The organism is Leptolyngbya sp. AS-A5 (genome assembly GCF_039962495.1).
GTDB lineage: Bacteria > Cyanobacteriota > Cyanobacteriia > Leptolyngbyales > Leptolyngbyaceae > Leptolyngbya.
In genome coordinates, this window is record NZ_JAMPLL010000005.1 from 38885 (window position 1) to 63263 (window position 24379).

Here is a 24379-nt window from a genome sequence, read left to right on the forward strand (position 1 = left end):
TCCAGACTACAGCTTAACGTGAAAGCCCGATCGCAGAAGTTAAATTTCAAATCAATAACCGCGCCAGTTCCATCGCTTCCTCACGGCTGGAAACTTTGCCCTCGGCTCGTGCAAGTTGCAGCGCCGCCAAAAGTTTTCCAATTTTTGGACTCGGTGGAATCTGGAGCGCACTGATTAGATCCTGTCCGGTTAAAATTGGGCTCGGATGTGCCACGGGATCAGCGGGATCAAGGAACCGATCGATTAGCATTGCCACGCCTTCCACCGGAAGCTGAATCGCAAACCCAAGCAGCGCGATCGCAGGAAACACCGCCCCTACGCTTTGAAAGAATTGATACTGCTCCGCCAGTGACCAATCGCAAATTGCCGCTCTTGATTTCAACTGCGGCAGCGCTTTCAAAACAGTGCACACCGCTTGAATTTCTGCACGACTGTATTTCAACCGCCACAATTGCGCCTCAGCCGCTTCGGGATCATCAGGCAAAAGACTCGCAAGTTTCGCGATCGTCACCCAAGTTCGGACTGATCCTTTCGCTTCAGAGGCTTTAGGAGTACCGCGCACCGTCCGACTCAGTTCTGACCAAAACTCCGTCCAGGTTTCTTGCAAATGCACAGTGACGTGATCGATCGCCGCAATCTGCGCGAGGCGAGGCAATGTTGCACTCGGAAACCAGTCGTGCAATACCCCATCTTTCCAGGCAGTCTTGATCCAGCTTGTGCCGCGTGCCGTTCCTAAAAGGTAGTTCAGCTCAGATTGCACTCGTTCAGCCGCAATTCTGCTCAGATTCGATCCAAGCTGACGGATCGCGGCTTGGGTTTCGGACTCTAGCGAAAATCCAAGTTGAGCCGCTTGGCGGTAAGCTCTCAGCAGGCGGAGCGGATCTTCTGATAAGTTCTCAACCGACACCATTCTGAGCCGCTTTTGCTGCAAATCCTCATATCCGTGCAGCGGATCGAGCAAATCTTTGGTGTGGGGATGGTAGGCGATCGCGTTCACGGTAAAATCTCGTCGCCGTAAGTCGTCTTCTAGCGTTTCTCCCACCTGAAGCGCAAAATCCGCCGTCCCTTGTGGAAACACGACGCGGGCGATTTGGCGCTCTGCATCTAACACCACAAATCCAGCGCGATAATGCCGAGCGATCGCTTGTGCCGTCTCAACGGCATCACTCGGTAGGACAAAATCGAGATCGAGATATTCAGAATGACGATCGAGCAGCGCATCTCGTACCGTACCGCCGACTAGACTCGCGGACTTAGGCAACCACTTTAGACTGAAGGGCCATGTTTCCGGAGAGAGGGCCGACGAAACCAATGCCACGTTGCGATAATGTTCTAACTGCAAATTCACGCGGAGCTAACCTAGATCGAAGTCGTACTTTAACAAAAAAACCGAGTCGGAGAAAAGCTTTCCACCGTTCGAGCGCAACATAAATCAACCTATTTGGGGTGATCAATTGAGTGTGCCTGAGCTAGAGTAGCAGAAAAGCAAGCAACCCACCCCTCTATTGTGATGCAGAGGAACTGGAAACCATGTGTATTTGCGTAAACTGCCATTATGTCGATAGCTGCACTACCTACAATGCGGTCGAAACTCAGCACGAACAGCCTCATTTGACCGAAACTCCCGATTTTGAGGCAATTGAACCGACGATCAATGTCAATATTCGCGATCGCGGGGATCACATCGAAATGGAGTGGGATGTCGTCGGTTGCCTCAGCTTCAAAGAGGAAAAAGGAAAGTGGGCGAAGCTCAGGCCCGGAGAATTAATCCCAACCTAGCAAACCGCATCCGTAAATTCCGATTGTGCTGTGTAATTTAAAACCTGCTTCTGGGGAAGGCTAGGAAAAACCTTACTCCGCGAGAAGCAGGTTTCAAACTATGCGTTTTATTCGTCGTTCTTCGTGTCATCTCACCGCCGCAATTGCCGCGATCGGGCTTGCTGCCGTTCCTGCATTGGCTCAAGATGCCAAACCTGATATGCCAAAGCTGACTCCGGAGGCAGCAGAGCAAATTCAGCAAGCCAAAAACTTTTTCAGCCAGGGCGAAAATCGCGCCCGCGATGCCAAATATCGTGATGCGCTAGAGTCTTACAATCAGGCAATTCGACTAAATCCAAGCTGGAGTAGTCCTTATGTGAGTCGGGGGGCAGTGCGATCGCAGCTTGGCGATCATCAAGGCGCAATTCAAGACCTCGACCAAGCTGCAGGGATGAATCCGACCGATGCGATGATCTACGCGCATCGGGGTAGTGCGCGATTTAGCTTGGGAGAAACCGATGCTGCACTCGCGGACTTAAATCAAGCCATCCAGCTCAATCCCAACTTAGCCACTGCTTACGTGAATCGCGGGTATATTCGGACTCAACTGCAAAGCTGGGATGAAGCGATCGCGGACTTTGACCAGGCGTTACGAGTTGCGCCGAAGTTTGCGCCTGCTTTGGTAAATCGGGGCTTTGTCAAGTTACGCAAGGGCGATCGTCAAGCGGCACTGACTGATCTAAACGAAGCGATTAAGTTGCAGCCGAATTCTGCTGAAGCCTTTGTTGCCCGTGGCACCATTCAGCATGAAATCGGAGACTCAGACAGCGCGATCGCAGATTTTTCTCAAGCAATCCGGCTCAAACCGATGTTAGCCGATGCCTACTACAACCGTGCTCAGGTGAATGCAAAACTCGGCTTTCTGGAAGCGGCTGAAGCGGACTTAACCAAACTCACCACGCTCAATCCAAATCTGGCGGTTTTCTTCCATCAACGCGGCATGATTCGCGCTGCGCTCAGCAATTCCGAAGGCGCGATCGCAGACTACAACCAGGCGTTAAAGCTCGATCCAAACTTTGCTCCGGCAATGAAGAGCCGGGGAGATGTGCGGGCAGCAAGTGGCGATAAACAAGGCGCGATCGCCGATTATTCTCAGGCAGTGCAAATTCAGCCTAATTTTGCAGCAGCGCTATCTCAACGGGCAGAATTGAGAGCGAAACTGGGCGATCGCTCTGGAGCAACTCAAGATTTTAGTGCTGCTGTAGATGCAGATAGCAGCAATCCAGATGCTTACGAAAATCGCGGCGAAGCGAGAATGAAGAGCGGAGATTTGCAGGGTGCGATCGCGGATTTTAGCCAAGCGATTAGCCTGGATTCGAGCCGAGCGCAAGCGTTTTATCACCGAGGCGTTTTGCTAAAGCGGATGGGGAATCGGCAGAGCGCGATCGCGGATCTGCAACGAGCAGCCGATTTATATCTACAAAAAGGCGATGCGGAAGGCTATCGAAACACACTGGCTCAAATCAAAAATAGGGTTTGAACAATCTAGAGATCCTGGATTAAGGAGCTCTAATCACTTAATTCAGGATTTTCTAGAACCAAGCAATTGAGAGCGCACCGTTTCTATCACTGAATGGCTTTCTTGTTGTTCTAACGTATCTAGCAACGCAAGCAATTTCACCGTAAGCGGCACTCCAAGTTGCAGCAATTCAAGTTTTTCTGTTTCTGCAAACACAGCTTCGGGTGTTCCTTCAAGGGCTAATGTCCCTTGATTAAGTACAATCACCCAGTCTGCCCAGCGATACACCCACTCTAGATCGTGAGTTGCCATAACGATCGTGGTTCCTGCTGCGTGAATGTTTTCTAAGCTTTGAGCAAGGGCGCGAGTATGGAGCGGATCGAGATAAGCGGTTGGCTCATCCAGCAGCAGTAATTCAGGCTGCAAAACCATTACACCTGCAAGAGAAACGCGCTTTTTTTGCCCTAAACTTAGCTGGTGAATTGGGCGATTTGCGAATTCAGTTAAACCGAATTCATTGAGCACTGGAGCGATCGCGCTTTCAATTTGTGAATCTTTCCAACCTAGATTACATAAACCGTAGGAAATATCTTCAATTACGGTTGAAGCAATGACTTGCTGTTCGGGGTTTTGGAAGACTAAGCCAACTTTTCGCCGTAAGTTAATTAATGATCGTCGATCGTATTTCAGCCGTTCTCCTTGCCAATAAATTTCGCCATTCTGCGGTTGATATAGCCCATTTGCTAGTAGAAATAAGGTCGTTTTGCCGCAACCGTTTTGACCGATTAAAGCAATTCGTTTTGCGCTCGGAATTTGCAGCGTTAAGCCTCGAATTGCAGGCTCTGTTACACCTGAATATGTATAGTCAATCTCGCGAAATTCTAAAAGCATAGGCTCAATAAAAGCAGAAAGCAGCCGAAACCAGCTTCGATCGTATATCGTCGTGAAGGTTGATATTGCTGCAGCGACCAAACTCGAAATGTCCCATTAAAGCCTCTTGCAGCCGTTGATAAAACAAATTGCTGATAGTTTTCCATTGTCTTACGAAAAAGTTGACTCACTAAAAGGCTCAAACTATAAAACCAGCGTTGATAGGTGCAGTATCCATTGCGTGAATGTTGAGCCATCCAAAGTTGGTTTGCAGTAGACAGCAAAATAAAAATAAATCGATACATCAGTAATAATAATTCAGTTAATATTTCTGGGCATCTTGCTTGACGCATTACCTTTAATATCTCTGAAAGGGGAGTTGTTAATAATAGGAAATATAAGGACGAAACTGTTGCGATCGTGCGCGTAAAAATCAACCCTGCTTGTAACATCCCCTGCTGACTCAGATACAGGTAATGTGAACCAATCGAGAAACCCGATAACACATCTGTCTGAATTCTTGATCGTTCAGACAAAGCAACACCTGCAATCAACAATGCAGGAATACTTGTAAGCCAAAACGCGATCGCAACACTCAACATTCGCCCGTAAATCTTGCTCGGAATTCCAGCGTAATTCACAATCCATACGCTCATCCACAGCCCGATCGCACACTGAACGATCGGGCGAGTAATCAATGCAAAAAGTAGAACAATCCCCGCAAACAGCACCTTCTGTTGCGGGGGTAATCTCCGTAGTCGATTGCGGTAAGAAAACGTATCAATCCAAAGCTGCATCGATTAACACGCTTGAGCGATCAAAGTACGATGACGCGGAGAATTGCAAGTGAGTGACGGTTGAGCAAATCCCGCCTGTACGATCGCCCCCTCCAAATCCAACGCAAAATACTGATCCAAATACGGCTCTGTACTTTTCAGTAAGGTCAGGATATACGGCGGCATTTTTGCATAAACTTCAGAGCGCGGATTCATATCCATAATTGCAAGATGACCGCTCGGACGCAGCAATCTTCTTGCTTCTTGAAGAATCGCGATCGCCGCATCCTGGGGCAATTCATGAAACAGCAAGCAAGCCGAAACTAAATCATACGAACCCGCCGGTAAATCCGTCGATTCAGCCGCAGCATGTCGCCAATGGACATCGGGACGATTTCCGACGCGATACTCAGCGACCGCTAAAAAATGGGGCGAAAGATCCACTCCTGTCACCGTTGAACCCGGAAACGTTTCTTGCAGCGCCACGGTACTCATTCCCACACTGCACCCGAAATCAATAATATCTTTGGGTGCAGTTGAAATCTCAGCTTTCAAAACATCGTGATAACTCTGCCGCAATCGGCGATCGCCATCTTTGCCAGCATCTTGCCAAATTCGAGCATGAACCGCATACGCTGCAACTTCCACTTCCGTTGCAGGTTCCCACCCTAAATTCCCGGCTTCATACGCATGAAACGGACGCAAATAATATTCGGGATATTTCAACGCTGGATTATTGACTCTTTCAAATTCTTTTGACCAATCTCGCGCTTGCAAATCGGCAACAATCTTTGTCCAAGGAACTCCAATTGATTCTGCACGTTTCATCATCATGTTTCGAGCGCGAACCCTCGCCAAATTAAACACAGGCGGAATCGATAAAATGCCGTTGACAATCCGGGAAGTCAAACTAGGCTTGGTTTCGCGAGTAGCTGTCATATCTAAATTTAGGATTTCATTAACGTTCCTAATTCTACAACTCGCGATCGCTCGACAAATGACAGAATTAAAGATACAAATGTTCTTAAAATAATAAACAAATTTACTAGACGAGTGTACAAATTCGTGATACAAGTGTTCTAAAATACTTTAGTTCTTCGTCATCTCTGTAGGAGTTTATGGAACCCCTTACCGAAGCCCAACAACAACTTTACGACTGGCTGGTCGAATACATCCGCGACCACCAACACGCTCCATCGATTCGGCAAATGATGACCGCGATGAATCTCAAGTCTCCGGCTCCGGTTCAAAGCCGCTTGGAGCATCTCCGCAACAAGGGCTACATCGGCTGGACAGAGGGACAAGCCCGTACAATTCGCATTCTTAATCCGCTACCGCAGGGAGTTCCCATTCGGGGCGCGATCGCGGCAACCAGCCTGGTAGAAACCTTCCCAGATGTCGAAGTTGAGTACCTCGATTTGTCGAATTTGCTGCTGAAGCCGAATCATTTTGCGCTGAAAGTCCGCGGTCACAGCATGATCGATGCCCTTATTGATGACGGCGATATTGTAATTTTGCAGCCCGTCAGTGATCCGAAAACGGTCAAAAATGACACGATCGTCGCAGCACACCATCAAGGTAAGTCCACGCTGAAATATTTTGAGCGCAAAGGTAATAAAGTCATTCTCAAACCCGGCAATCCCAATCGTGAGCTGTATCCAATGACCGAGGTTCCTGCTTCGGAAGTTGAGATTCAAGGAGTTCTAGTTGGTGTTTGGCGCGGTTACGGGAAAATCTAAACTAACCAAATTTTGGAATGAACAAATAAATGGGGGACGTTGCGATTTGATGTTCCCATTTTTTCCAATTTTGTTAGATTACGGATCAATGCGTGAATGGTAGAGACGCAATTAATCGCGTCTCTACGGCATCGGGTAAATTCAACATTTGCCATATTGATTTGTTGAACGAAGATCAATGGCGGAACAATCTTAGAGGTTGTGCGATCGAAAAATTCAAATCGCGCTGTCTGTGCGATGATGGCTAACGTTCTCGATTCGGCGCTTCATCCCCGTGAATACTCAACCCTATCTCAGAGTCTTTCAGAGTCGAAAAATGGCGGCTCTGATTTTGCTCGGCTTCTCATCTGGTTTGCCGTTTTACTTAACCGGAAAAGATCCGCTTCAAGCTTGGTTAAGTAAAGAAGGAGTCGATCTGAAGGTGATTGCAGCCTTTAGCGTGGCAGCAATCCCCTATTCGCTGAAATTCTTGTGGTCGCCGTTTCTCGATCGCTTTGTGCCCCCGCTGCTTGGACGCAGACGCGGCTGGCTAATTGTGAGTCAGGTTATTTTGCTACTCGCGATCGGCTGGATGGCATTTCAAGACACAAGCCAACTTCAGCAAGTCGCGGTTAATTCGGTAGATGTCTGTCGAAATCAAACAGTATTCAAAGGCTTTTGCGAGTTTTGGCAGACCATACGGGCGCTTTCGGTTAGCCCGTTTTTCTTAGCTGCTTTGGTGGTGGCATTTTTTAGCGCGAGTCAAGATATTGTCGCAGATGCCTATCGAACCGAGGTTTTGCAAGAATACGAACGGGGTGCAGGGGCTTCGGTGTTTTTGCTTGGCTATCGGTTGGCGATTTTAGTTGCTGGAGCGGTGACATTTTATCTAGCGGGAGTCATGCCTTGGCGGTGGGTGTATGTGATTATGGCGTTATTGATGTCAATCGGTGTGATTAGTTCACTCATTGCGCCAGAGCCGACGACGCAAATTCGACCGCCTGAGACGCTAAAAGAATCAGTAGTATTGCCATTTCAGGATTTTATTGGGCGCAACGGAGCCGGACGAGCGATCGCAATTCTTGCGTTTATTGTGGTGTATCGGCTCGGAGATTCACTGCTGCGAAACGTTGCCACACCGTTTCTACTGGATAACGGCTTAAAGTTTAGCCCGGAAGATTTAGCCACGCCGAGAGCATTGAGTATTGTTGCGGTGATTGTGGGGACGCTAGCAGGTGGGGCAATTATGACGCGGATGGGAGTGAATCGATCGCTCTGGTTTTTTGCGGTGCTGCAAGCGAGTGGAAATTTGCTTTATGTTCTGCTTGCCGAGGTTGGAAAAAATTTCCCCTTGATGATTCTGGCAATTAACTTAGAAAACTTTTGTGCGGGATTAGAATCAGCCGCGTTTGTGGCGTTTCTAATGGGTTTATGTAATCCTGGACTCTCTGCAACTCAATACGCATTGTTATCGAGCTTAGCTGCATTTAGTCGCGATATTTTGGTTGCACCTGCCGGACAGTGGGCACAGTCAATGGGCTGGACAGCATTCTTTCTGCTGACTGCGATTTTGGCGTTACCCGGATTGTTGCTGCTGCCTTTCTTCGCGCCGTGGAAGGAGAAAAAAGCAAACTAGCTTTCGGGTTCAAAGGCTACGCCTTCGTAAAGGTCTGTGATCGCGACTTCAACTCCAAAGGATTTCAGCAAAATTGATTCTGTATCGGCTCCATACTCGCGTAACAACCAGCCCTCAGCAGTCTTTGTATAGTGTTCGACTTCAACCTGATACTGATTGATCAACACATACTCTTGAAACTGAGGAATCGATCGATACATCTTGAATTTAGCGGAACGATCATACTCTTCTGTTGATTTCGATAACACTTCTATAATCAAGGTGGGATTTGTCACGGTATCTTTACGATCGTCGAGAAAGATTGGCGCTCCTTCTATCACCATCACATCTGGATAGGTATACAGTTGATAGTCAGGAATCCAGAGCCGTAGATCGCCCCCGAAAACTTTAGCGTTCTTTCCGCGTAGCTGAGATTTAAGCAAGGCGCACCAGTTAATAAAGATTGTGTTGTGGTTGGCTGTTCCTCCGGTCATCGGGCTCATTTCTCCATTGCGGTACTCGCTGCGAAACTCGGCTTTGCGCTCAAGCTCTAGATATTCTTTGGGGGACACTCGCTTCATTTGCGTTTGCATCGGGCGCTCCTGTTTGGCAATCGGATCTTCAACTTAACATCCTGTTCGATTTTTCACGCGGCTGAACCTTTTAGAATAGGAAAGTGAATAAAAACCAGCCATAGGATCGATTCATGGACATTGTTGAGTTTTTTGAACAAAGCGCGGGAAAATGGTCGTCAATGCGAACCAGCCACCATCTCGCGTTTAAGCAGCAGGAGGGTGGAAAATCCACGATCGAGATCGAACTTTTAGATAAAGCTGATCCGGCAGTCCTAGCGCTTTGCCAGATGTATGAAGTTGATCCAGCGACGGCATTATGCGGAGCGCGTGTGACTTGGGACGGAACGATGGAATGGGACGAAGAAAAGCACGCTGGATCGACCGTTCTTGTGCCGATCGCCGATCCAGAAAACCCGATGCAGGGCAAACTCCTTAGAGAAATGGGATATGCAGAGAAGGCTCCGGTTGCAGGACGCTATGAAATGGCTGAAAACAACGAATTAACGCTAATTACGGAATATGACACGATGTATTCCAAAGAGCGGCTGTGGTTTGAAAGCCCGAATGTACGGTTACGTCACAGCATTTTGAAGCGGTTTGGCGGGTTTAGTATGGCATCGTTCTGTTCTGAGGTGAGAATGGGCGGTGCGAAGCCTGATCCACAGACGGCAGATGCCGCAGCCGCAAACAGCTAATGAAATCGCCCTCAAAATCTAGAATTTTGGGGGCTTGTTTATTAATACTCTGCAACTTTGGTGAGAGATTTACGACCTGATTTCTGATTTAAGAGATTCTGAGCAATTCGATGCCATTCGCTCCGAAGTTTTTGATCGGCTTGACCTTGATTTAACGGTTTGCCGCGTCGGTCGGGATACTTGCGATAGAATTCCTCGTTCACTTGAACAATAAACTCACTGTAATCAATGCCAAGCTTTTGACATTCTGCTGCATAGTCGATCGCCTGCACTGTTGTCGGTTTCGGCATGACTTGATCAAGCCGGGGAACTGATTTTGCGACATAGGGAAACACTTGCGGCACAAGCCAAATCAGGCTAAACAGCGCGAGAATCCAAAACAACAGCTTCAAAATAAACTTGAAGATGCCAAATACCGTAAAGCGAACAATGCCAAACATCAGGCGGAACACTGCCTTAAGCGTTCTGTAGGTAAATTTGATTAGAGCTAACGGTAAATCAAAAGCAGCCTCAAACCAAGGGCGAGGATAATTTCCAGTTGTGGCGATCGTTGATCGGCGCGGATGTCTTCCTGCAAGTGCAACCGTTCCTTGATGCGTCGATCGAGTCGGTTGCGGCAGCACAGCAGGAATTAGGACACCTGGAGAAACCATCGACAGCGCATCCAAGACTTCACGAGCGGAATGATAACGATCGCTCGGTCGATTGCTCAACATTCGATCAATCACTTGAGCGAACAGCGCAGAAGGATTTGCATACTGTTTCCATTGACAAGTGAGATCACGTGGATTAAACAGGGATTGAGCATCTCGTCCGGTGAGCAGAACCACGATCGTCACCGCTAACGCATAAAGATCGCTGCTCGGTTCGGCGCTGCCTTTATGAAGCTGTTCGATCGGTGCATATCCCGGCTTTCCGACCAGCGTTTGAGCCGAATGAACGGCTTGAGTTGCCGCCGCTTTCACCACACCAAAATCAATTAAGACAGGCTTTTGATCCCACTGTCTCAAAATAATGTTATCGGGTGAAATATCTCGATGCACAATGCCTGCTTGATGAATGTAGTCCAAAACCGGCAAAAGCTGTTGCAGCAGTTGAACTGCTTCTAATTCGCTAAAAGTGAGATGTTGATTGCGGCGATCGTTGAGCAGTTCTTCGTAAGTCTTCCCTTCCACATAGTCTTGCACTAAGAACAATAGCTCTCGATTCTGCGTTTTCACCTGAAACAACTCGCGAAACTGCGGAATCTGCGGGTGATGAAGTTGATGCAGGACTTTAGCTTCGCGGGTGAATAGTTCTTCCGCTTTTTGAGCGTACTTTGAGCCTTGCGATCGTGGCTCGAATTCTTTGAGAACGCAGATTTCGTTAAACCGATTCGTGTCTTGTGCTAGATAAGTCCGCCCAAAACCGCCTTGCCCCAAGACTCGAAGAATCCGGTAGCGATTTTGAACGATCGTGCCATCAGGAAGCGGTAAGCTCATAGCTCGGTAAAGAAATGATGCTAATCAACTGTATCACTGGATTTCTACTTGAGCAGATTTATGCAGACGCTTTTTCGGGCGGTCAGCAGAGACTAGAATAATCTCACTGTCGATCGCTAAAATTCCGTGAACCGTCGAGAACTTTTAAGGCTGTTGGGACAAACATCAGGTGGCTTGATTGCAGCCAGCGTTTTGGGCGGCTGTCAGGCTAAGGCAATGGATCTGTTGTTTTCGATCGAACCCACTGCACCGCTCCCCGATCATTTGATTACACCGATTGATGAGTTCTATGTGCAGTCTTATGCGCTGGCTTCTCAGGTGAATGCAGAGAAATGGCAACTCAAAATTACAGGAGAAATCAATCAGCCGATTACACTCACCCTACAAGACATTCTGAATGCACCGCAGGAAGAGTTTTACCTGACGATGGAATGTATCGGAAATCCGGCAGGTGGGAATTTGATCGGAAATGCACGGTGGACAGGCACACCGCTTTTACCCTTTCTCAAACGGGCAGGTGTGAAATCGAGCGCGATCGAGTTTGCGATGAAGGGCGCAGATTGGTACGAAACGACGCTGCCTGTGGCGGAAGTGATGCGTCCAGAAGTGCGATTGGTACATCGGATGAATGGTGAGCCGTTGACGGCGGCACATGGCTATCCAGTGAGAATTCTGATTCCGGGACATTTTGGGCAGAAGCAACCGAAATGGATTGTCGGGATCGAGGCGATCGCGAAAACCAAAACCGGATTCTGGGAGAACCAAGGCTGGTCGAATACGGCTGAGATTCCAACTCATTCACTGATGCGTCAGGTGCAAGATTCGAGAGTGTGGAATAAGCGCCATCAAGTAACATTGAGCCGCGATAACTGGGAGAAGGGCGTAATGCTTGCGGGGGTTGCGCTGGATCGATCAACTCCGATCCAATCGATTCAAGTCAGCGCTGACAATGGCTCAACCTGGCAAACTGCGGAACAAAATCGTCCAGAATCGCCGCATGAATGGACGCTGTGGCGCTATTTGTGGAAGCCGGATCAAGCTGGAAAGTATAACTTGTTAGCAAAAGCAACATCGGAGCGACAACAGCAACCGATCGAGGACTCCAACGGCAAAGACGGCAGTTCTGGGATTTTGCGGATTCAAACTACACTAGAAGCTTAGACGACATCACGAGTTATTCGCCATGCGAGTCGTTCTAAACGTCACGTTTGAGCCTTCTTGCGTTTGCTCTAACACCAGCAATGGTGTTGGTTTAGCGTTTTGATCCCAGCGCATATTGGCAATTCTGCCTTGTACCGCAGGTTGCCACGTATCATTCTCGTGGGTTGGGCTGAGGAAGGTTTCAAAGCAATCAATAATCTGATTAATGGTGACTGAAGTAGGCTGAGTTGGAAGCTTCAGGATCTTGATTTGAATGCGGAACAAAACTCTAGTCGATTGTGCCGTTTCACCTGTTTTGTATAGCACATCAAAGATTTCATCGACTTGGCGACCTGTGCTGGCAATGCCAATTTCGCCTTGATTGGCTTGGGTCGGACGCAGGGCGACCGTGATTTTATCTTTAACGCGAATCTTAATTTGATTGACGATCGCAAAGTGAAACACTTCTTCCGCCATTCGCATCCGGAGATAATCGAGGTTAAATTCGCGAGAGTGAATCAGATCGGGGTTGCGCTCCATTTTGCCGATCGTTTCTACCGCATATTTCAATTTTTTCTGGTACTCGCGATTTTTGAGCATCTCAAACTTCACTTGTTTTTTCAGCTTACTAGCTTGGATTGTGGAGAGAATTCCTAACACAACAAGCATCAAAAACAGCGCCCCCGAAGTCGTCATCCAAATGTTTGCCCCAGTTTGAACTTGTGGCTTAGGTGCGGGCTGAGTTTTGACAGCAGCTTGAGCAAGCAGGGGATAAGCGTGAGGTGACATAGGACTTTTTCAGGGCGAGAATCGTCGGTTTCAGAGTGCCCAGAAACCAGAGTAAATATTTCAGTGTTTCTACAACATGAAAGAATTAAGGAGTCAATGCGAGGCAGTTAACGATGATTCCGCTCAGTAGCGCTCCCGGTTTGCAGTCAATTCAACTCATTGCAACTGATATGGATGGAACGTTAACCATCAGTCAAAAATTTACGCCTCAACTGTTACAAGCCTTCGATCGGCTGAATCAAGCCGGAGTTGCGGTGCTGATTGTAACTGGACGATCAGCGGGTTGGGTGAATGGTTTAGTCCATTACTTACCAATCGTAGGGGCGATCGCCGAAAACGGCGGATTGTTTTATCAAGGTGAAACACAAGAATTATTAGTACCGATCGCGGACTTGAAAGTGCATCGCCAGAAGTTAGCCGCAATGTTTTTAGAACTACGATCGCAGTTTCCACAGATTCAAGAATCCAGTGATAATGCGTTTCGTCTTACCGATTGGACATTTGATGTTGCTGGGTTAGCAGTTTCAGACCTTAATCAATTAAGCTTGCTCTGTCAAAAACGTGGTTTTGGCTTCACTTATAGCAATGTTCAATGTCACATTAAACTACTGCAACAAGACAAAGCACAGGGACTATTAAAGGTTTTAAGCGATCAATTTCCTCAGTACAACCTGAAGCAAGTTGCAACTATTGGCGATAGTCCAAATGATGAAAGTTTATTTGATGCGTCTCAGTTTTCAATGTCGATCGGAGTTGCCAACATTCAGCACTATCAAACGCAACTAAAGCACTTACCAACCTACATCACCACGCAGCCGGAAGGAATGGGATTTTGTGAATTCGCCGACGCAGTAATCTCGGTACACTGAAAGAAGCAAGATAGGAACTCACAAACGCTATGGAATCTTCAACCCCGATCGCGGCTCGTGTCCGCAATTTTCTGATTGTGATTAGCGCGATCGTGCTTACTGTTGCGATGGTGCTTGGACTCCGCACTCAAACGACAGGCGTTTCGCTGAATGAAATGTCTGCTGCTTCTACACCACTAGAAGTTGCCTTAACCAACGGCAAACCGACACTGATGGAGTTTTATGCTAATTGGTGTACAAGCTGTCAGGCAATGGCTCCAGAGCTAAAATCACTCAAAGATAGCTATGGCGATCGCGTGAATTTCGTCATGCTGAATGTGGATAACGACAAGTGGCTGCCCGAAATTCTGCATTATCGCGTCGATGGCATTCCGCACTTTGTTTATATGGATCAAACAGGGAATGCGATCGCTCAAGCGATTGGTGAGCAACCGCGATCGATCGTAGAAGAGAATTTGATTGCGTTATCGATGGGCACAGAACTTCCCCACGCCCAAAGCATCGGACAAACTTCGGCGTTTTCCTCACCTGCCAGCACCAAGCCAAGCGCCAAACCAAGCGATCCACGCGGACATAGCGCTCAAGTGGTCGAGAAGTCCTAACACCATTTGACCGAATAGTATGCCCGATTAGTCGAATCAAGCGCGATCGCTTGCTCGTTGAGAAAGCAGCGATCGCGTTTTCTAACTGTAGAGCTATTCCATGAGAACATCCCTACCGACAAGCCGTTAATTATTCACGCTTGCAATACAGTCAATTTCAACCAACAAATCTTTGGGCAATCGTGCGACTTCCACACAAATTCGAGCAGGCGCACTTTCTTCCTCAAAATACTTGGCATACACCGCATTCATGGCTGCAAAATCATTGATATCTTTCAGAAACACCGTCGTCTTTACGACGTTTGCCATCGACGAACCCGCCGCCTCTAGAATTGCCTTCATGCTGGTTAAGGCTCGATCGGTTTGCGCCACAATATCACCCGCACCGACAATCTCACCCGTTCTAGGATCAAGCGAGATTTGCCCTGCGACAAAGACTAATCCTTGTGCGACGATCGCTTGATTGTAGGGGCCAACCGGAGCCGGAGCCGCATCAGTCCGAATTACTTTCTTCATAACCTTGGACGCATTCCATAATTTCTGTACTGTAAATAATCGTGCAAAATGCGATCGTGATCAAAGCATAAATTTGGTGGGATCTCCCAAATGTTGATCACGCGCACGTTTTTCGCATCGTCTCCCGCTCTGGGATCGCCTTTAGCAGTCGCAATATAAGCAACGCTCATCGTGTGCTGGCGCTCGTCGCGATCGGGAGCAGAATACACACCCAGCAGATCCACCAATTCGATTTCGAGTCCGGTTTCCTCGATCGCTTCGTTGTGTGCAGTCGTTTCAGCAGAATTGCCGTAATCAATAAATCCACCGGGAATTGCCCAACCGTGGGGAGGATTGAGGCGCTCGATTAAGACGATCGGACGATGAGGACGATCGATTAATTCGATAATGATGTCCACGGTGGGAGCGGGATTGCGATGAGCCATAGAAAGTTTACGTTTTCCGAATAAATCTTGATTCTTCTTTCGGCAGAGATTGCGCTTTTCGCTCTATGTTACAGTTCTGGGAGCCTTTTCCTCGCGTTGATTTTATGTCTTTGAAACGATCGAGCGGCGTTTTGCTGCATCCTACCTGTTTCCCTGGTCGATTTGGTATTGGTGAGTTGGGATCTGAAGCTCATCGCTTTATTGAATTCTTGGTGCAGAGCGGTCAGCAGTATTGGCAAGTGTTGCCACTTGGGCCAACAGGCTATGGAAATTCACCATATGCCTCGTATTCATCAATGGCAGGGAATCCGTTGTTGATTAGTCTAGAAGCGCTGCGCGATCGGGGATTATTAGAAGAATCAGACTTTGCCAATCTGCCGGAGTTCTGGCTGAATGGAACGGATTACGATCGCGTTTATGCGACGAAAGCTCCGTTGTGGCGTAAAGCTTGTGAAGCATTCAAGCATCGCGAGTCTGAGCAACGAGAGTTCGCTGAGTTCTGTACTCGCAAAGCCTACTGGCTCGAAGATTATGCGCTGTTTATGGCGCTGAAAGAAGAAAGCGGTGGGAAAAGCTGGTACGAGTGGGAACCGGAACTGATGCGGTTTAAGCCGGAAGCGATCGGACACGCTCAAGAACGCTTACAAGACGAGATTTTCTACCAAAAATACCTCCAGTTCGAGTTTTTCCGACAGTGGATTAAGCTCAAACAACATGCAAATGAAAATGGGATTCAGATCATTGGAGATATTCCCATCTATGTCGCGCACGATAGTGCGGATGTGTGGGCAAACTCACAAAATTTCAGGCTTGATCCTGAAACGGGTCATCCCGAACTGATGGCGGGTGTTCCACCGGACTACTTTAGTGCAACTGGACAGCTTTGGGGCAATCCCATCTATGATTGGGAGTACCTTGAAAAGACTGACTTCAAGTGGTGGGTGCAGCGCTTTGAAGCCATGTTAGATTTAGTCGATTGGATTCGGATTGATCATTTCCGCGGTTTTCAAGCTTACTGGGCAGTGCCGCAGGGTGAAGAAACGGCAATAAATGGAAACTGGGTCGAAGCACCAGGAGAGTTGTTTTTTCAGATGCTTGATCGCAAGTTAGGTAAGCTGCCAATCTTAGCTGAAGACCTGGGTGTAATCACTCCCGAAGTAGAACAACTGAGAGACAAGTTTGAGTTTCCAGGCATGAAGATCATTCACTTCGCCTTTGGATCTGCTCCGGATAATCCCTATCTCCCGTTTAACTATCCACACAATTGTCTTGTTTATACCGGAACACACGATAACGATACAACGATCGGCTGGTATGAGCAGCTTTCAGACTATGAGCGCGATAACTTATTGAACTATCTTGGCTGCATTAGCCATCAAGGCATTCACTGGGATTTGATTCGCGTGGCAATGAGTTCAGTTGCCGTACTCTCTATCATTCCGCTGCAAGACCTGATGGGCTTAGGAACCGATGCCCGGATGAATGCACCAGGGCAAGCAGAAGGCAATTGGGGCTGGCGGTATCGATCGGAGATGCTGAGCGATGAGATTCGCGATCGGTTTGCAAGCCTGACGCATCTATTCGGACGCGCTCCACAAAGCAAGCATTCAAATTAATGCAGAACTATCCCTGAAACAGCGACAGAAACCGCGTCCTTCTCAGGGCGCGTGTCGTTCATCGACTGGTGTAATAGTTGCGAGTCCCTTTGGCATCGAGAGCTTCTCCCAATCGTCGCAGGGCATGAACATAAGCAGCCGTTCGGACAGGAATCGATAGTTCTTGTGCGATCGACCAAATGCGCTCTGTTTCCTCAACCATCTTGCGCTGGAGCGTTTGATTCACTTCGCCTAATGTCCAGTACAAGCCATTGCGGTTCTGTACCCATTCAAAATAGCTGACAGTGACACCGCCCGCATTAACTAGAATATCTGGAAACACATAAATCCCTCTCTGCTCTAAAATCGCATCGGCAGCAGAGGTGATCGGGCCATTTGCAAGCTCAAAGATTAGCTTTGCTTTGATGTTGTTCGCATTTGCTTCGGTAATTTGATTTTCTAACGCAGCAGGCAGCAGCACATCGACATCTAGTTCAAGCAGTTCTTTGTTGGTGATGCGATCGTGCTCGGTCACCGTGCAGACGCTACCTTCGCAGTACACCGCTTGCAGAGCGCGAGTTTCATTTTTGTGTTGGCGAATGCTGGGAATATCTAGTCCAGCTTCGGAATAGATTGCGCCTTTAGAATCGCTGACTGCAACCACTTTATATCCAGCCCGATACAGCAATTCTGCGATCGTCGCTCCCGCATTCCCAAATCCTTGCACTGCGATTGTGGTGTCTTGGGGCTTTCTGTCAAACTTAGGTAACATTGCCTCGATCACAAACAACGCTCCCATTGCCGTTGCCGTATCTCGTCCCAAACTGCCCCCCATCGCGATCGGCTTTCCAGTTACAACGCCTAGAGTATTCTGCCGCCGAATGATGCTGTACTGATCCATCATCCAGCCCATCACCATTGCATTTGTATAAACGTCGGGAGCCAGAATATCCACATCCGGCCCAATAAAATCGGCGATCGCGTCAATATATCCCCGGCTCAAGCGCTCTAGCTCAAGCCGCGATAAGGCTTTTGGATTAACCGTAATGCCACCCTTCGCCCCCCCAAACGGCAGATTGAGCACGGCGCATTTGAACGTCATCCAAAATGCCAGCGATTGCACCTCATCCAGCGTCACATTCGGGTGATACCGCACTCCCCCTTTACCTGCGCCCCGTGAATCGTCATACCGCACCCGATAGCCCTGAAACACTTTCAGCGACCCGTCATCCATTCGCACCGGAATCGACACTGAAAGCGATGCCTTTGCGGATTTCAAAGACTCGATCGCGTCCTCTGAAAGTGCTGTATATTTCAATGCTTGCTGCAATCGGAGTGAGGCATCTGATAATAGGGAGGACATAACCCATTTCGATAAAAAGCTGGTGTTACCTTATCAAGATCGAGTATCACTCCACACTTTTTGATGCAGAAGTTAATGGTACAAGACGTAGCAGACACTACTGTGATCGTAAAATTCTTCAATGCTTTATGTCATTGTCTCCAAGCTCTCTCACTGCAAATTATGCAATTGGTAGACTGGGCAGTAGGTTTTCCAGGAGTAAAATCATGCAAATTCAAGGCTCGATCGCGCTTGTAACGGGAGCGAATGGGGGCATTGGTCGGCAGTTTGTAGATGGATTAAGAGCCGCTAATGCTGCAAAAATATATGTCTGTGCCCGGAGCTTAGCTAAGTTAGATCCGCTCGTTGCCCTCGATTCTGAACGCCTTGTCCCAATCGAACTGGAAGTAACAAATCTCGAATCGGTTCAAGCGGCTGCCGCAAAATGCTCGGATGTAACTCTTCTGATTAACAACGCAGGCACTTCGCTCAATCAAGGTATTATCGCAGCGCCAACGCTTGATGATGCGCGTACAGAACTGGAAGTCAACTACTTCGGATTGATGAATCTGTGTCGAGCGTTTGCACCAATTTTGCAAGCCAATGGCGGCGGTACGATCGTGAATGTGCTTTCGCTGCTAGCAAAAGTCAACCTGCCGTTTAGCGGCTCATACAGCGCCTCAAAAGCGGCAGCCCTTTCAGCAACACACTGTATTCGAGCGGAGCTAAGCGCTCAAGGAACACTCGTTGTTGCGGTGCTGCCTGGAACCGTAGATACAAGTTTGGCAAAAGATTGGCCCGATCCAAAAGTGTCACCGATCGAGGTAGCGCAAACGGCATTGCGTGCGGTGCAGGAACAGGTCGAGGATGTGTATCCCGGTGAGCAAGCAGCTCAAGTTTCAGCCCAACTGCTGCAAGATCCAAAAGGCGTGGAGAAATATCTTGCAACCTTTCTTCCAGGAATGAGCCTGGCAGGCACTCAGGCTTAAACCTCGCCCCCGGAAGGCGTACTTCCGGAGACTTTTGGAAGCTGATGCTAGAGGCGTTGTAACAAACTCAGACCGTGAGTATCCGTTCCGCAAGAACTGAGCAAGTCGTATTGAGCCTTTAGCTGTGTGACTCGCTCGGTTTCCTTGGGACTAGACTTCCACGGTTTCGGATTGTTATAGGCGTAAAACGTTTCTACCCCGTCAATTCCTACCATTGCTGCGGCTGGAATCAATTCATCTACTGATCGCCGATATCGCGCTGGATGCGCCAACACCGCAATTCCGCCTGCTTGATGAATGGCACTAATCACTCGTGCAGCTTGAGCGCATTCTCCTCGCGGTGCGCTGCCTTGCAAATAAGACGCGATCGCGCCATGCTCCGGATCAAACGCGAACCCTAGAATGTGTACTTCAGTTTCAAGCAATCTGGAGGTGATTTCAGCTCCTGTCCATAGCTGCGGAACTGTTGCACCGACCTGATGGGTTTCTAGATATCGCTGTGCCATTTTGTACCCGTTGATCTGGTGGTGATCTGTGATGGCAAATCCCTTGAGCGATAGGTCGATCGCCTGTTGTGCGAGTGCTTCGGGATGTAGCTGTCCATCCGAGTGCGTCGTGTGCATGTGGAAGTTGTAGGTGAGCGGGCAACTTTCAGCCGTTAGCGATGCGAAAACCTCTCGTAGCGCTAACGCATCTTGTGCGGCTGGTGTCGCGACCCTCGAACTGGAAGCAAGATTAGCAGCCATAAATCGCCTCAAACGTTACTGGCATTTCACGAGTCTATCTCTACTGTAATGTACCGCTTAAAAAAACGTTTCAGTATTTAACACTTAAGACATTGAGTATAGCTGATGTCGATCATCAGGTGTATTGACCGTTCTTGAGAGAAAACTGGTACATTCAGAGTATTCAACCTTGTATTTAATGGTAAATTATGATATTAAGCCCCAAATGCATGAGTCGTTAAGTTCCTTGCTAGTAAAAGTGTTTTTTGCATGGGTTGCAGAAATGTCGTGCAAGCCTCTGAACACTCTGAGATGGTGCATTGATGTTGCCCCTTGCTCAGTCGCCTTCGCAGCAGCACTCGGCTAATTTTGATTGAGTTCCTGAGACGTAAATGATTTCTAGTATGAATAACGGCGAGTTTGCCCAGCAGATCGAAATGATCCGGCAAACCCTCGCCTCGATTCGCGATCGCTTGTTGACCCAAACGGCGCTAAATCCCACCTTTCAAACCGAGATTGATCAAGAGTTACAGACCGCAATTCAAGTTTTGCAAGCAGCACGATCGCTGATTCAGGCAAAAAGCTCTGCGATCGACCAGTTGCAAGCGACAGTGCAGCAAAAAGAGATGCTGCTGCGAGAAATTCACCACCGCATTAAGAACAATTTGCAGATTATTGCTAGTTTGATCGATCTGCAAGTGCTGCGATCGCAAGATGCCGCTGTTCAATCCTTGCTGCGGAATTACCAGACTCGAATCCGGTTGGTGGCGCTGGTGCATGAAAGATTATCTGAATCGAGTAATGCGACAACTATTCACCTCGGTGAATATGTGCAGGAGTTAACTCTGTTGTTGGCGCAAACTTATGCGATCGAGCCAGAGCGAATCACGCTGCAAACCCTTGTCCGTGGAGAAATCGAACTGGCTTCAAATCAAGTCGTTGCCGTTGGGTTGATTTTGAACGAACTGATTTCAAATGCGCTGAAACATGGACTTTCTGATCAAGCTGGAGAAATTGCAGTGTCGCTCCGGATCGAGGATTCGCAAGTTGTCCTCACCGTAAGCGACACGGGCGATCGTTTACCCGCAAATTTTGACCTGAGCAGCCCTCAAACTTTAGGCTTCCAGATCATCAATTCGCTCGTGTATCAGCTAAACGCGAACTTGACGATCGATCGCAGCCCCCACACTGCTATTACGCTCCAGTTTGACGTTGCTGATTGGGAGTCATGAGTCCGTGTTCCAGTGCGAATCTGACTAGCTCAGTGCGGCTATTGGTGCCTGTCTTGCTAAACAGGCGGCTGACGTATTTCTCGACGTTGCGGACGCTCGTATCGAGCCGACGGGCAATCTCTTTGTTCATTAACCCATCAACGACTAAGTCGAGAACGCTTTGTTCTCTGGGGGTGAAATCGAGCTTCATCGGAGTGGTCTTTTGAGCGATCGCGCCTCGCCCTTTGAGTTCGGCTTGAATTTCAGCAATTTGGCGCGAAAGTGCTGCAAGATTGACATCACTATCGCCGCCTGTCGATTTGATATCTGCTCTTTGCTGAAGCAACCGTCCCACGATCGCCACGAGTTCTTCCGGATCAAACGGCTTGGGTAGATAAGCATCGCAGCCTGCATCGTAGCCCTGAATGCGATCGCTTTTCATGCCACGTGCGGTGAGAAAGATCACAGGCAGCGTTTTGAAGCGGGGATCGTCGCGCAGTTGCTTGAGGAATTCGTAGCCGCTGACTTGGGGCATCATCACATCGGTGATCACGAGATCGGGCAGGACGCGCTGCACGGTTTCCCATCCTTCCTGTCCATTGGTCGCAGTGTGTACCGTATAGCCGCTGTCTTCGAGATAGGCTTGTACCGCTTCCCGGAGTCCAGGTTCGTCATCGACTAATAGAAGTTGCTCCGGCATGATCGATTCCTCTAACGCATAGGTTTGATGTGGGTTCAGTCGGGGTTTCGGCTTAGGGGACTTCCCAAGTCTAGAACCAAACGAAACGTCTCGCTAAACCCACGCATTTACTCAAATTTAGCGAATTTTGAATCAATTAAGTTTGGTAAGCAGGAATTGCTTACGGGTTCGATCGTATGGGCTGCCTTTGAAAGTTGCGCTTGTCGTTGCCCTTGAGCGCGAGCTTGCAGACAAAGCAGTCCGATTGGGGTACTGATCAAATCGACCCAACTGGCTTTGCCTCGAAGCAGGTTCAGCGATGCGATCGGTAATTCTTTCAGGAGCCAGCGCAGCGATCGGTAACGGTATTCCGCAAAATGGGGTTCGCGCATCAGGGCGATGCCGTGTAGCTCATGAAGATAGCGGTTTGAACGTCCGTATCTGCGCCATTGGCTCCGGAGTTCAGCCAGGGTAGCGCGATGACGGTGACGCACGATCGCGCTTTCTGCAAAGCGCAATTGCCAATCGGTTTGGCGCAAAATTCGCCAGCAAATATCCGCATCGCCGCCAGTGGTTAAGTAGGGACGAAATAAGCCGACTTGGGGCAGTGCTGCCCTCCGAACGGCGAGATTGGCAGTTTGACCGTAGGGACAGAAGGGATGATTCAGCGTGTGTTTTTGCGAGAGGGTTGCTTGACGATCGGCGTATTGCTCTAACAAGGTGCGTCCCGAAAGCGCTTTGATTTCTCCAGCGACCAATCCCACGGCTGGATCGATAAATGGCTGCACCAAATGGGTCAGCCAGTCCGGGTCGGGGCGACAGTCGGCATCGGTAAAGGCAAGAATTTCTCCGGTTGCATTTTGAATGCCCGTATTACGAGCCGCATAAGAACTTTGAATCTGGAATTGCTTCAGCGATCGGATGCGCTCTGATTCTGCTGCCTTTAAAAGTTCGGCGGTGCGATCGCTACTGTTGTTATCGACTAGCAAGCACTCGAAGTGGGGATAAGTCTGTGCCCGTAGGCAATCGAGCAAGGCGGGTAAATCGGTTTCACCGTTGTAAATTGGCACAATAATCGAAACGAATGGTAAAAAACTCATATCCACGTTGCATCAGTTCTGTGATCAAAATGCCCAAAACGATCGTCGGGGTCATGGGAGTTGGAGAAGCGACTCCGCTCGAAATTCAAACAGCTTACGAACTCGGTGCGGGCATTGCGCGGTCTGGCTGGGTGATCTTGAGCGGTGGGCGCAATCTTGGAGTCATGGATGCAGTTAGCCGAGGGGCAAAAAGCTGTGGTGGATTGACGATCGGCATTTTGCCGCACCAGAATTCCGCAATGAGCGATGCGATCGACATTCCAATCATCACGGATATGGGAAATGCGCGAAATAACATCAACGTGCTATCGAGTCAGGTGATCGTGGCTTGCGGCATGGGTGCGGGAACGGCTTCAGAGATTGCTTTAGCGCTTAAAGCGAAGAAGTTTGTGATTTTGTTGGGCGCAGATCCGATCTCTCAAACGTTTTGGCGATCGCTCGATCCAGAACGGGTGAGCATTGCAGCAACCGTAGAAGAAGCACTCTCTCAACTAAAAGCGATTCTTGCAGCACAAAAATAATTCATCTTCACTTCTCAGTACAGAATTGTAACTCTACAATACAGAGACAAGCGAAAACGAAGGGTAGAACTGTGGACAAGACACCAGAGCAACAAAAACAAGATTTTTTGTACCCGAATGCACACTACCGGGGAAACTTCACTCCAGAGAACCTAGCTTTCAATGCAAATCTACAGGAATTCGCTCAGCGTGTCTCCTTGTTATGCGGTTTAGAAACATCGGGAAAAATTTCACCCGATGATGCTTATGAGCAGATCAAAGGTTTATGGAATGAGCTAAGAACGTCGAAAAAGAACCTTTTAGACAGCACACAAGGATCTAGCGATTCCTAGCTTTGTCCTCAATTCTCCCTTTCGTTCGATGTTTATTCGATCGCAATGTTCTTTCTTAAAGGGAGAATTAAATAGGACAGTCACTATGGCAAATCTTTTACAAACTGCATCCGAAGCGGGATCATTCAAAACGCTGGTTTCGGCGATCGACAAAGCTGGCATTGCTTCAGAGCTTGAAAATGATGGGACGTTCACCCTACTGGCTCCGACTGATGAAGCCTTTGCCAAGTTGCCCAAGGAAACCCTGAATGCATTGCTCGAAGACTTACCGAAGTTACGTCGCGTTCTGAGCTATCACATTTTGGATGGTGATGTTCGATTTGAGGATTTGACCGAAATCGAAGAAGCGCCAACGCTTGAAGGATCGGTGATTGCGGTCGGTCATCAGGGTGGAATCAAAGTTAACGATATTGCTGTGACGAAAGCAGATATTTTGGCGGATAACGGTGTGATTCATGCGATCGATGGCATTTTGATGCCTGCTATTCTCGCGGGAAGCTAAACCGTTTCATATTCTAGGATCCTTCATTAATCGGG

The 24379-nt window shown here is 48.4% G+C and carries 28 protein-coding genes; 15 read left to right on the forward strand and 13 right to left on the reverse strand.

Going from position 1 to position 24379, the window contains the following annotated elements:
* Positions 1 to 46: 46 nt before the first annotated feature.
* On the reverse strand, positions 47 to 1348 hold the full coding sequence (locus tag NC980_RS08465) for a CCA tRNA nucleotidyltransferase (RefSeq protein ID WP_190375416.1): 1302 nt from the start codon (positions 1346 to 1348) through the stop codon (positions 47 to 49).
* 182 nt (positions 1349 to 1530) lie between these two features.
* On the opposite strand from NC980_RS08465, the gene NC980_RS08470 reads away from it, so the two are divergent.
* Together NC980_RS08470 and NC980_RS08475 are read left to right on the forward strand one after the other, a co-directional pair.
* Positions 1531 to 1779 (forward strand): Ycf34 family protein, encoded by a 249-nt coding sequence (locus NC980_RS08470; RefSeq protein ID WP_190375417.1) that lies wholly within the window; start codon positions 1531 to 1533, stop codon positions 1777 to 1779.
* A gap of 100 nt (positions 1780 to 1879) precedes the next feature.
* The gene (locus NC980_RS08475) at positions 1880 to 3298 is read left to right on the forward strand and encodes a tetratricopeptide repeat protein (RefSeq protein ID WP_190375418.1); all 1419 of its coding nucleotides are present in this window, start codon (positions 1880 to 1882) and stop codon (positions 3296 to 3298) included.
* A 42-nt stretch (positions 3299 to 3340) separates the two neighbouring features.
* Here the strand turns inward: NC980_RS08475 and NC980_RS08480 are convergent, their stop codons facing one another.
* Genes NC980_RS08480 through NC980_RS08490 form a run of 3 tightly spaced genes read right to left on the reverse strand, consistent with a single transcriptional unit; the run spans position 3341 to position 5862 of the window.
* Positions 3341 to 4177: an ATP-binding cassette domain-containing protein gene (locus NC980_RS08480; protein WP_190375630.1), complete on the reverse strand. Its 837-nt coding sequence runs from the start codon at positions 4175 to 4177 to the stop codon at positions 3341 to 3343.
* A complete protein-coding gene (gene cbiQ / locus NC980_RS08485; RefSeq protein ID WP_190375419.1) occupies positions 4159 to 4944 on the reverse strand; it encodes a cobalt ECF transporter T component CbiQ in 786 nt (261 codons plus the stop codon). Before cbiQ ends, NC980_RS08480 begins: the two co-directional genes overlap by 19 nt.
* A gap of 3 nt (positions 4945 to 4947) precedes the next feature.
* Positions 4948 to 5862 (reverse strand): class I SAM-dependent methyltransferase, encoded by a 915-nt coding sequence (locus NC980_RS08490; protein WP_190375420.1) that lies wholly within the window; start codon positions 5860 to 5862, stop codon positions 4948 to 4950.
* A 179-nt stretch (positions 5863 to 6041) separates the two neighbouring features.
* On the opposite strand from NC980_RS08490, the gene lexA reads away from it, so the two are divergent.
* From lexA to NC980_RS08505, 3 genes are all read left to right on the forward strand, one after another.
* Positions 6042 to 6662, forward strand: coding sequence for a transcriptional repressor LexA (gene lexA, locus NC980_RS08495; protein ID WP_190375421.1), 621 nt, complete (start codon positions 6042 to 6044; stop codon positions 6660 to 6662).
* Positions 6663 to 6754: 92 nt separating this feature from the next.
* Positions 6755 to 6910, forward strand: a complete 156-nt coding sequence (locus tag NC980_RS08500) for a hypothetical protein (protein ID WP_190375422.1) — start codon at positions 6755 to 6757, stop codon at positions 6908 to 6910.
* 26 nt (positions 6911 to 6936) lie between these two features.
* Positions 6937 to 8277 (forward strand): MFS transporter, encoded by a 1341-nt coding sequence (locus tag NC980_RS08505; RefSeq protein ID WP_347272562.1) that lies wholly within the window; start codon positions 6937 to 6939, stop codon positions 8275 to 8277.
* Here NC980_RS08505 and NC980_RS08510 read toward each other — a convergent pair.
* A complete protein-coding gene (locus NC980_RS08510; RefSeq protein WP_190375423.1) occupies positions 8274 to 8849 on the reverse strand; it encodes a Uma2 family endonuclease in 576 nt (191 codons plus the stop codon). The genes NC980_RS08505 and NC980_RS08510 overlap by 4 nt on opposite strands.
* A 113-nt stretch (positions 8850 to 8962) precedes the next feature.
* On the opposite strand from NC980_RS08510, the gene NC980_RS08515 reads away from it, so the two are divergent.
* Entirely contained in the window at positions 8963 to 9526 is a 564-nt protein-coding gene (locus NC980_RS08515) for a phycobiliprotein lyase (RefSeq protein WP_190375424.1), read from the forward strand.
* A 41-nt stretch (positions 9527 to 9567) separates the two neighbouring features.
* Here NC980_RS08515 and NC980_RS08520 read toward each other — a convergent pair whose 3' ends face one another.
* Complete coding sequence (locus NC980_RS08520) at positions 9568 to 11007, reverse strand: serine/threonine-protein kinase (protein ID WP_190375425.1); 1440 nt, start codon at positions 11005 to 11007, stop codon at positions 9568 to 9570.
* A gap of 126 nt (positions 11008 to 11133) precedes the next feature.
* On the opposite strand from NC980_RS08520, the gene NC980_RS08525 reads away from it, so the two are divergent.
* Positions 11134 to 12168, forward strand: a complete 1035-nt coding sequence (locus NC980_RS08525; RefSeq protein ID WP_190375426.1) for a molybdopterin-dependent oxidoreductase — start codon at positions 11134 to 11136, stop codon at positions 12166 to 12168.
* A gap of 6 nt (positions 12169 to 12174) precedes the next feature.
* Here the strand turns inward: NC980_RS08525 and NC980_RS08530 are convergent, their stop codons facing one another.
* Positions 12175 to 12936: a hypothetical protein gene (locus NC980_RS08530; RefSeq protein WP_190375427.1), complete on the reverse strand. Its 762-nt coding sequence runs from the start codon at positions 12934 to 12936 to the stop codon at positions 12175 to 12177.
* A 113-nt stretch (positions 12937 to 13049) separates the two neighbouring features.
* On the opposite strand from NC980_RS08530, the gene NC980_RS08535 reads away from it, so the two are divergent.
* Both NC980_RS08535 and NC980_RS08540 read left to right on the forward strand, forming a co-directional pair.
* Positions 13050 to 13805 (forward strand): HAD family hydrolase, encoded by a 756-nt coding sequence (locus NC980_RS08535; RefSeq protein ID WP_190375428.1) that lies wholly within the window; start codon positions 13050 to 13052, stop codon positions 13803 to 13805.
* A gap of 29 nt (positions 13806 to 13834) precedes the next feature.
* Positions 13835 to 14407, forward strand: coding sequence for a thioredoxin family protein (locus NC980_RS08540; RefSeq protein ID WP_190375429.1), 573 nt, complete (start codon positions 13835 to 13837; stop codon positions 14405 to 14407).
* A 126-nt stretch (positions 14408 to 14533) separates the two neighbouring features.
* Here the strand turns inward: NC980_RS08540 and NC980_RS08545 are convergent, their stop codons facing one another.
* Together NC980_RS08545 and NC980_RS08550 are read right to left on the reverse strand one after the other, a co-directional pair.
* Complete coding sequence (locus NC980_RS08545; RefSeq protein ID WP_190375430.1) at positions 14534 to 14923, reverse strand: RidA family protein; 390 nt, start codon at positions 14921 to 14923, stop codon at positions 14534 to 14536.
* Positions 14920 to 15348: an NUDIX hydrolase gene (locus NC980_RS08550; protein ID WP_190375431.1), complete on the reverse strand. Its 429-nt coding sequence runs from the start codon at positions 15346 to 15348 to the stop codon at positions 14920 to 14922. The genes NC980_RS08545 and NC980_RS08550 overlap by 4 nt, the downstream gene beginning before the upstream one ends.
* 104 nt (positions 15349 to 15452) lie before the next feature.
* Here NC980_RS08550 and malQ point away from each other — a divergent pair, with 104 nt between their 5' ends.
* Complete coding sequence (malQ, locus tag NC980_RS08555; protein WP_190375432.1) at positions 15453 to 16964, forward strand: 4-alpha-glucanotransferase; 1512 nt, start codon at positions 15453 to 15455, stop codon at positions 16962 to 16964.
* Between the two features lie 58 nt (positions 16965 to 17022).
* Here malQ and NC980_RS08560 read toward each other — a convergent pair whose 3' ends face one another.
* Complete coding sequence (locus NC980_RS08560; RefSeq protein WP_190375433.1) at positions 17023 to 18306, reverse strand: Glu/Leu/Phe/Val dehydrogenase; 1284 nt, start codon at positions 18304 to 18306, stop codon at positions 17023 to 17025.
* 206 nt (positions 18307 to 18512) lie between these two features.
* Between NC980_RS08560 and NC980_RS08565 the strand changes: the two genes are divergently transcribed.
* The gene (locus NC980_RS08565) at positions 18513 to 19274 is read left to right on the forward strand and encodes an SDR family oxidoreductase (protein ID WP_190375434.1); all 762 of its coding nucleotides are present in this window, start codon (positions 18513 to 18515) and stop codon (positions 19272 to 19274) included.
* A 47-nt stretch (positions 19275 to 19321) separates the two neighbouring features.
* Here the strand turns inward: NC980_RS08565 and NC980_RS08570 are convergent, their stop codons facing one another.
* Complete coding sequence (locus NC980_RS08570; protein WP_190375435.1) at positions 19322 to 20020, reverse strand: PHP domain-containing protein; 699 nt, start codon at positions 20018 to 20020, stop codon at positions 19322 to 19324.
* A 371-nt stretch (positions 20021 to 20391) separates the two neighbouring features.
* Here NC980_RS08570 and NC980_RS08575 point away from each other — a divergent pair, with 371 nt between their 5' ends.
* Complete coding sequence (locus NC980_RS08575; protein ID WP_190375436.1) at positions 20392 to 21231, forward strand: histidine kinase dimerization/phosphoacceptor domain -containing protein; 840 nt, start codon at positions 20392 to 20394, stop codon at positions 21229 to 21231.
* On the opposite strand, the gene NC980_RS08580 is transcribed toward NC980_RS08575, so the two are convergent.
* Both NC980_RS08580 and NC980_RS08585 read right to left on the reverse strand, forming a co-directional pair.
* Positions 21194 to 21910 carry a response regulator transcription factor gene (locus tag NC980_RS08580; RefSeq protein ID WP_190375437.1) on the reverse strand — a complete coding sequence of 239 codons (717 nt, stop codon included), beginning with the start codon at positions 21908 to 21910 and terminating at the stop codon, positions 21194 to 21196. The genes NC980_RS08575 and NC980_RS08580 overlap by 38 nt on opposite strands.
* A gap of 107 nt (positions 21911 to 22017) precedes the next feature.
* Positions 22018 to 22989 (reverse strand): glycosyltransferase, encoded by a 972-nt coding sequence (locus tag NC980_RS08585; RefSeq protein ID WP_190375438.1) that lies wholly within the window; start codon positions 22987 to 22989, stop codon positions 22018 to 22020.
* Positions 22990 to 23018: 29 nt separating this feature from the next.
* Between NC980_RS08585 and NC980_RS08590 the strand changes: the two genes are divergently transcribed.
* The 3 genes from NC980_RS08590 to NC980_RS08600 all read left to right on the forward strand — a co-directional run bounded on the left by NC980_RS08590 (position 23019) and on the right by NC980_RS08600 (position 24344).
* Positions 23019 to 23510: a TIGR00725 family protein gene (locus NC980_RS08590; protein WP_190375439.1), complete on the forward strand. Its 492-nt coding sequence runs from the start codon at positions 23019 to 23021 to the stop codon at positions 23508 to 23510.
* 71 nt (positions 23511 to 23581) lie between these two features.
* Entirely contained in the window at positions 23582 to 23842 is a 261-nt protein-coding gene (locus tag NC980_RS08595; RefSeq protein WP_190375440.1) for a hypothetical protein, read from the forward strand.
* 85 nt (positions 23843 to 23927) lie between these two features.
* Entirely contained in the window at positions 23928 to 24344 is a 417-nt protein-coding gene (locus NC980_RS08600; protein ID WP_190375441.1) for a fasciclin domain-containing protein, read from the forward strand.
* Positions 24345 to 24379 lie beyond the last annotated feature (35 nt).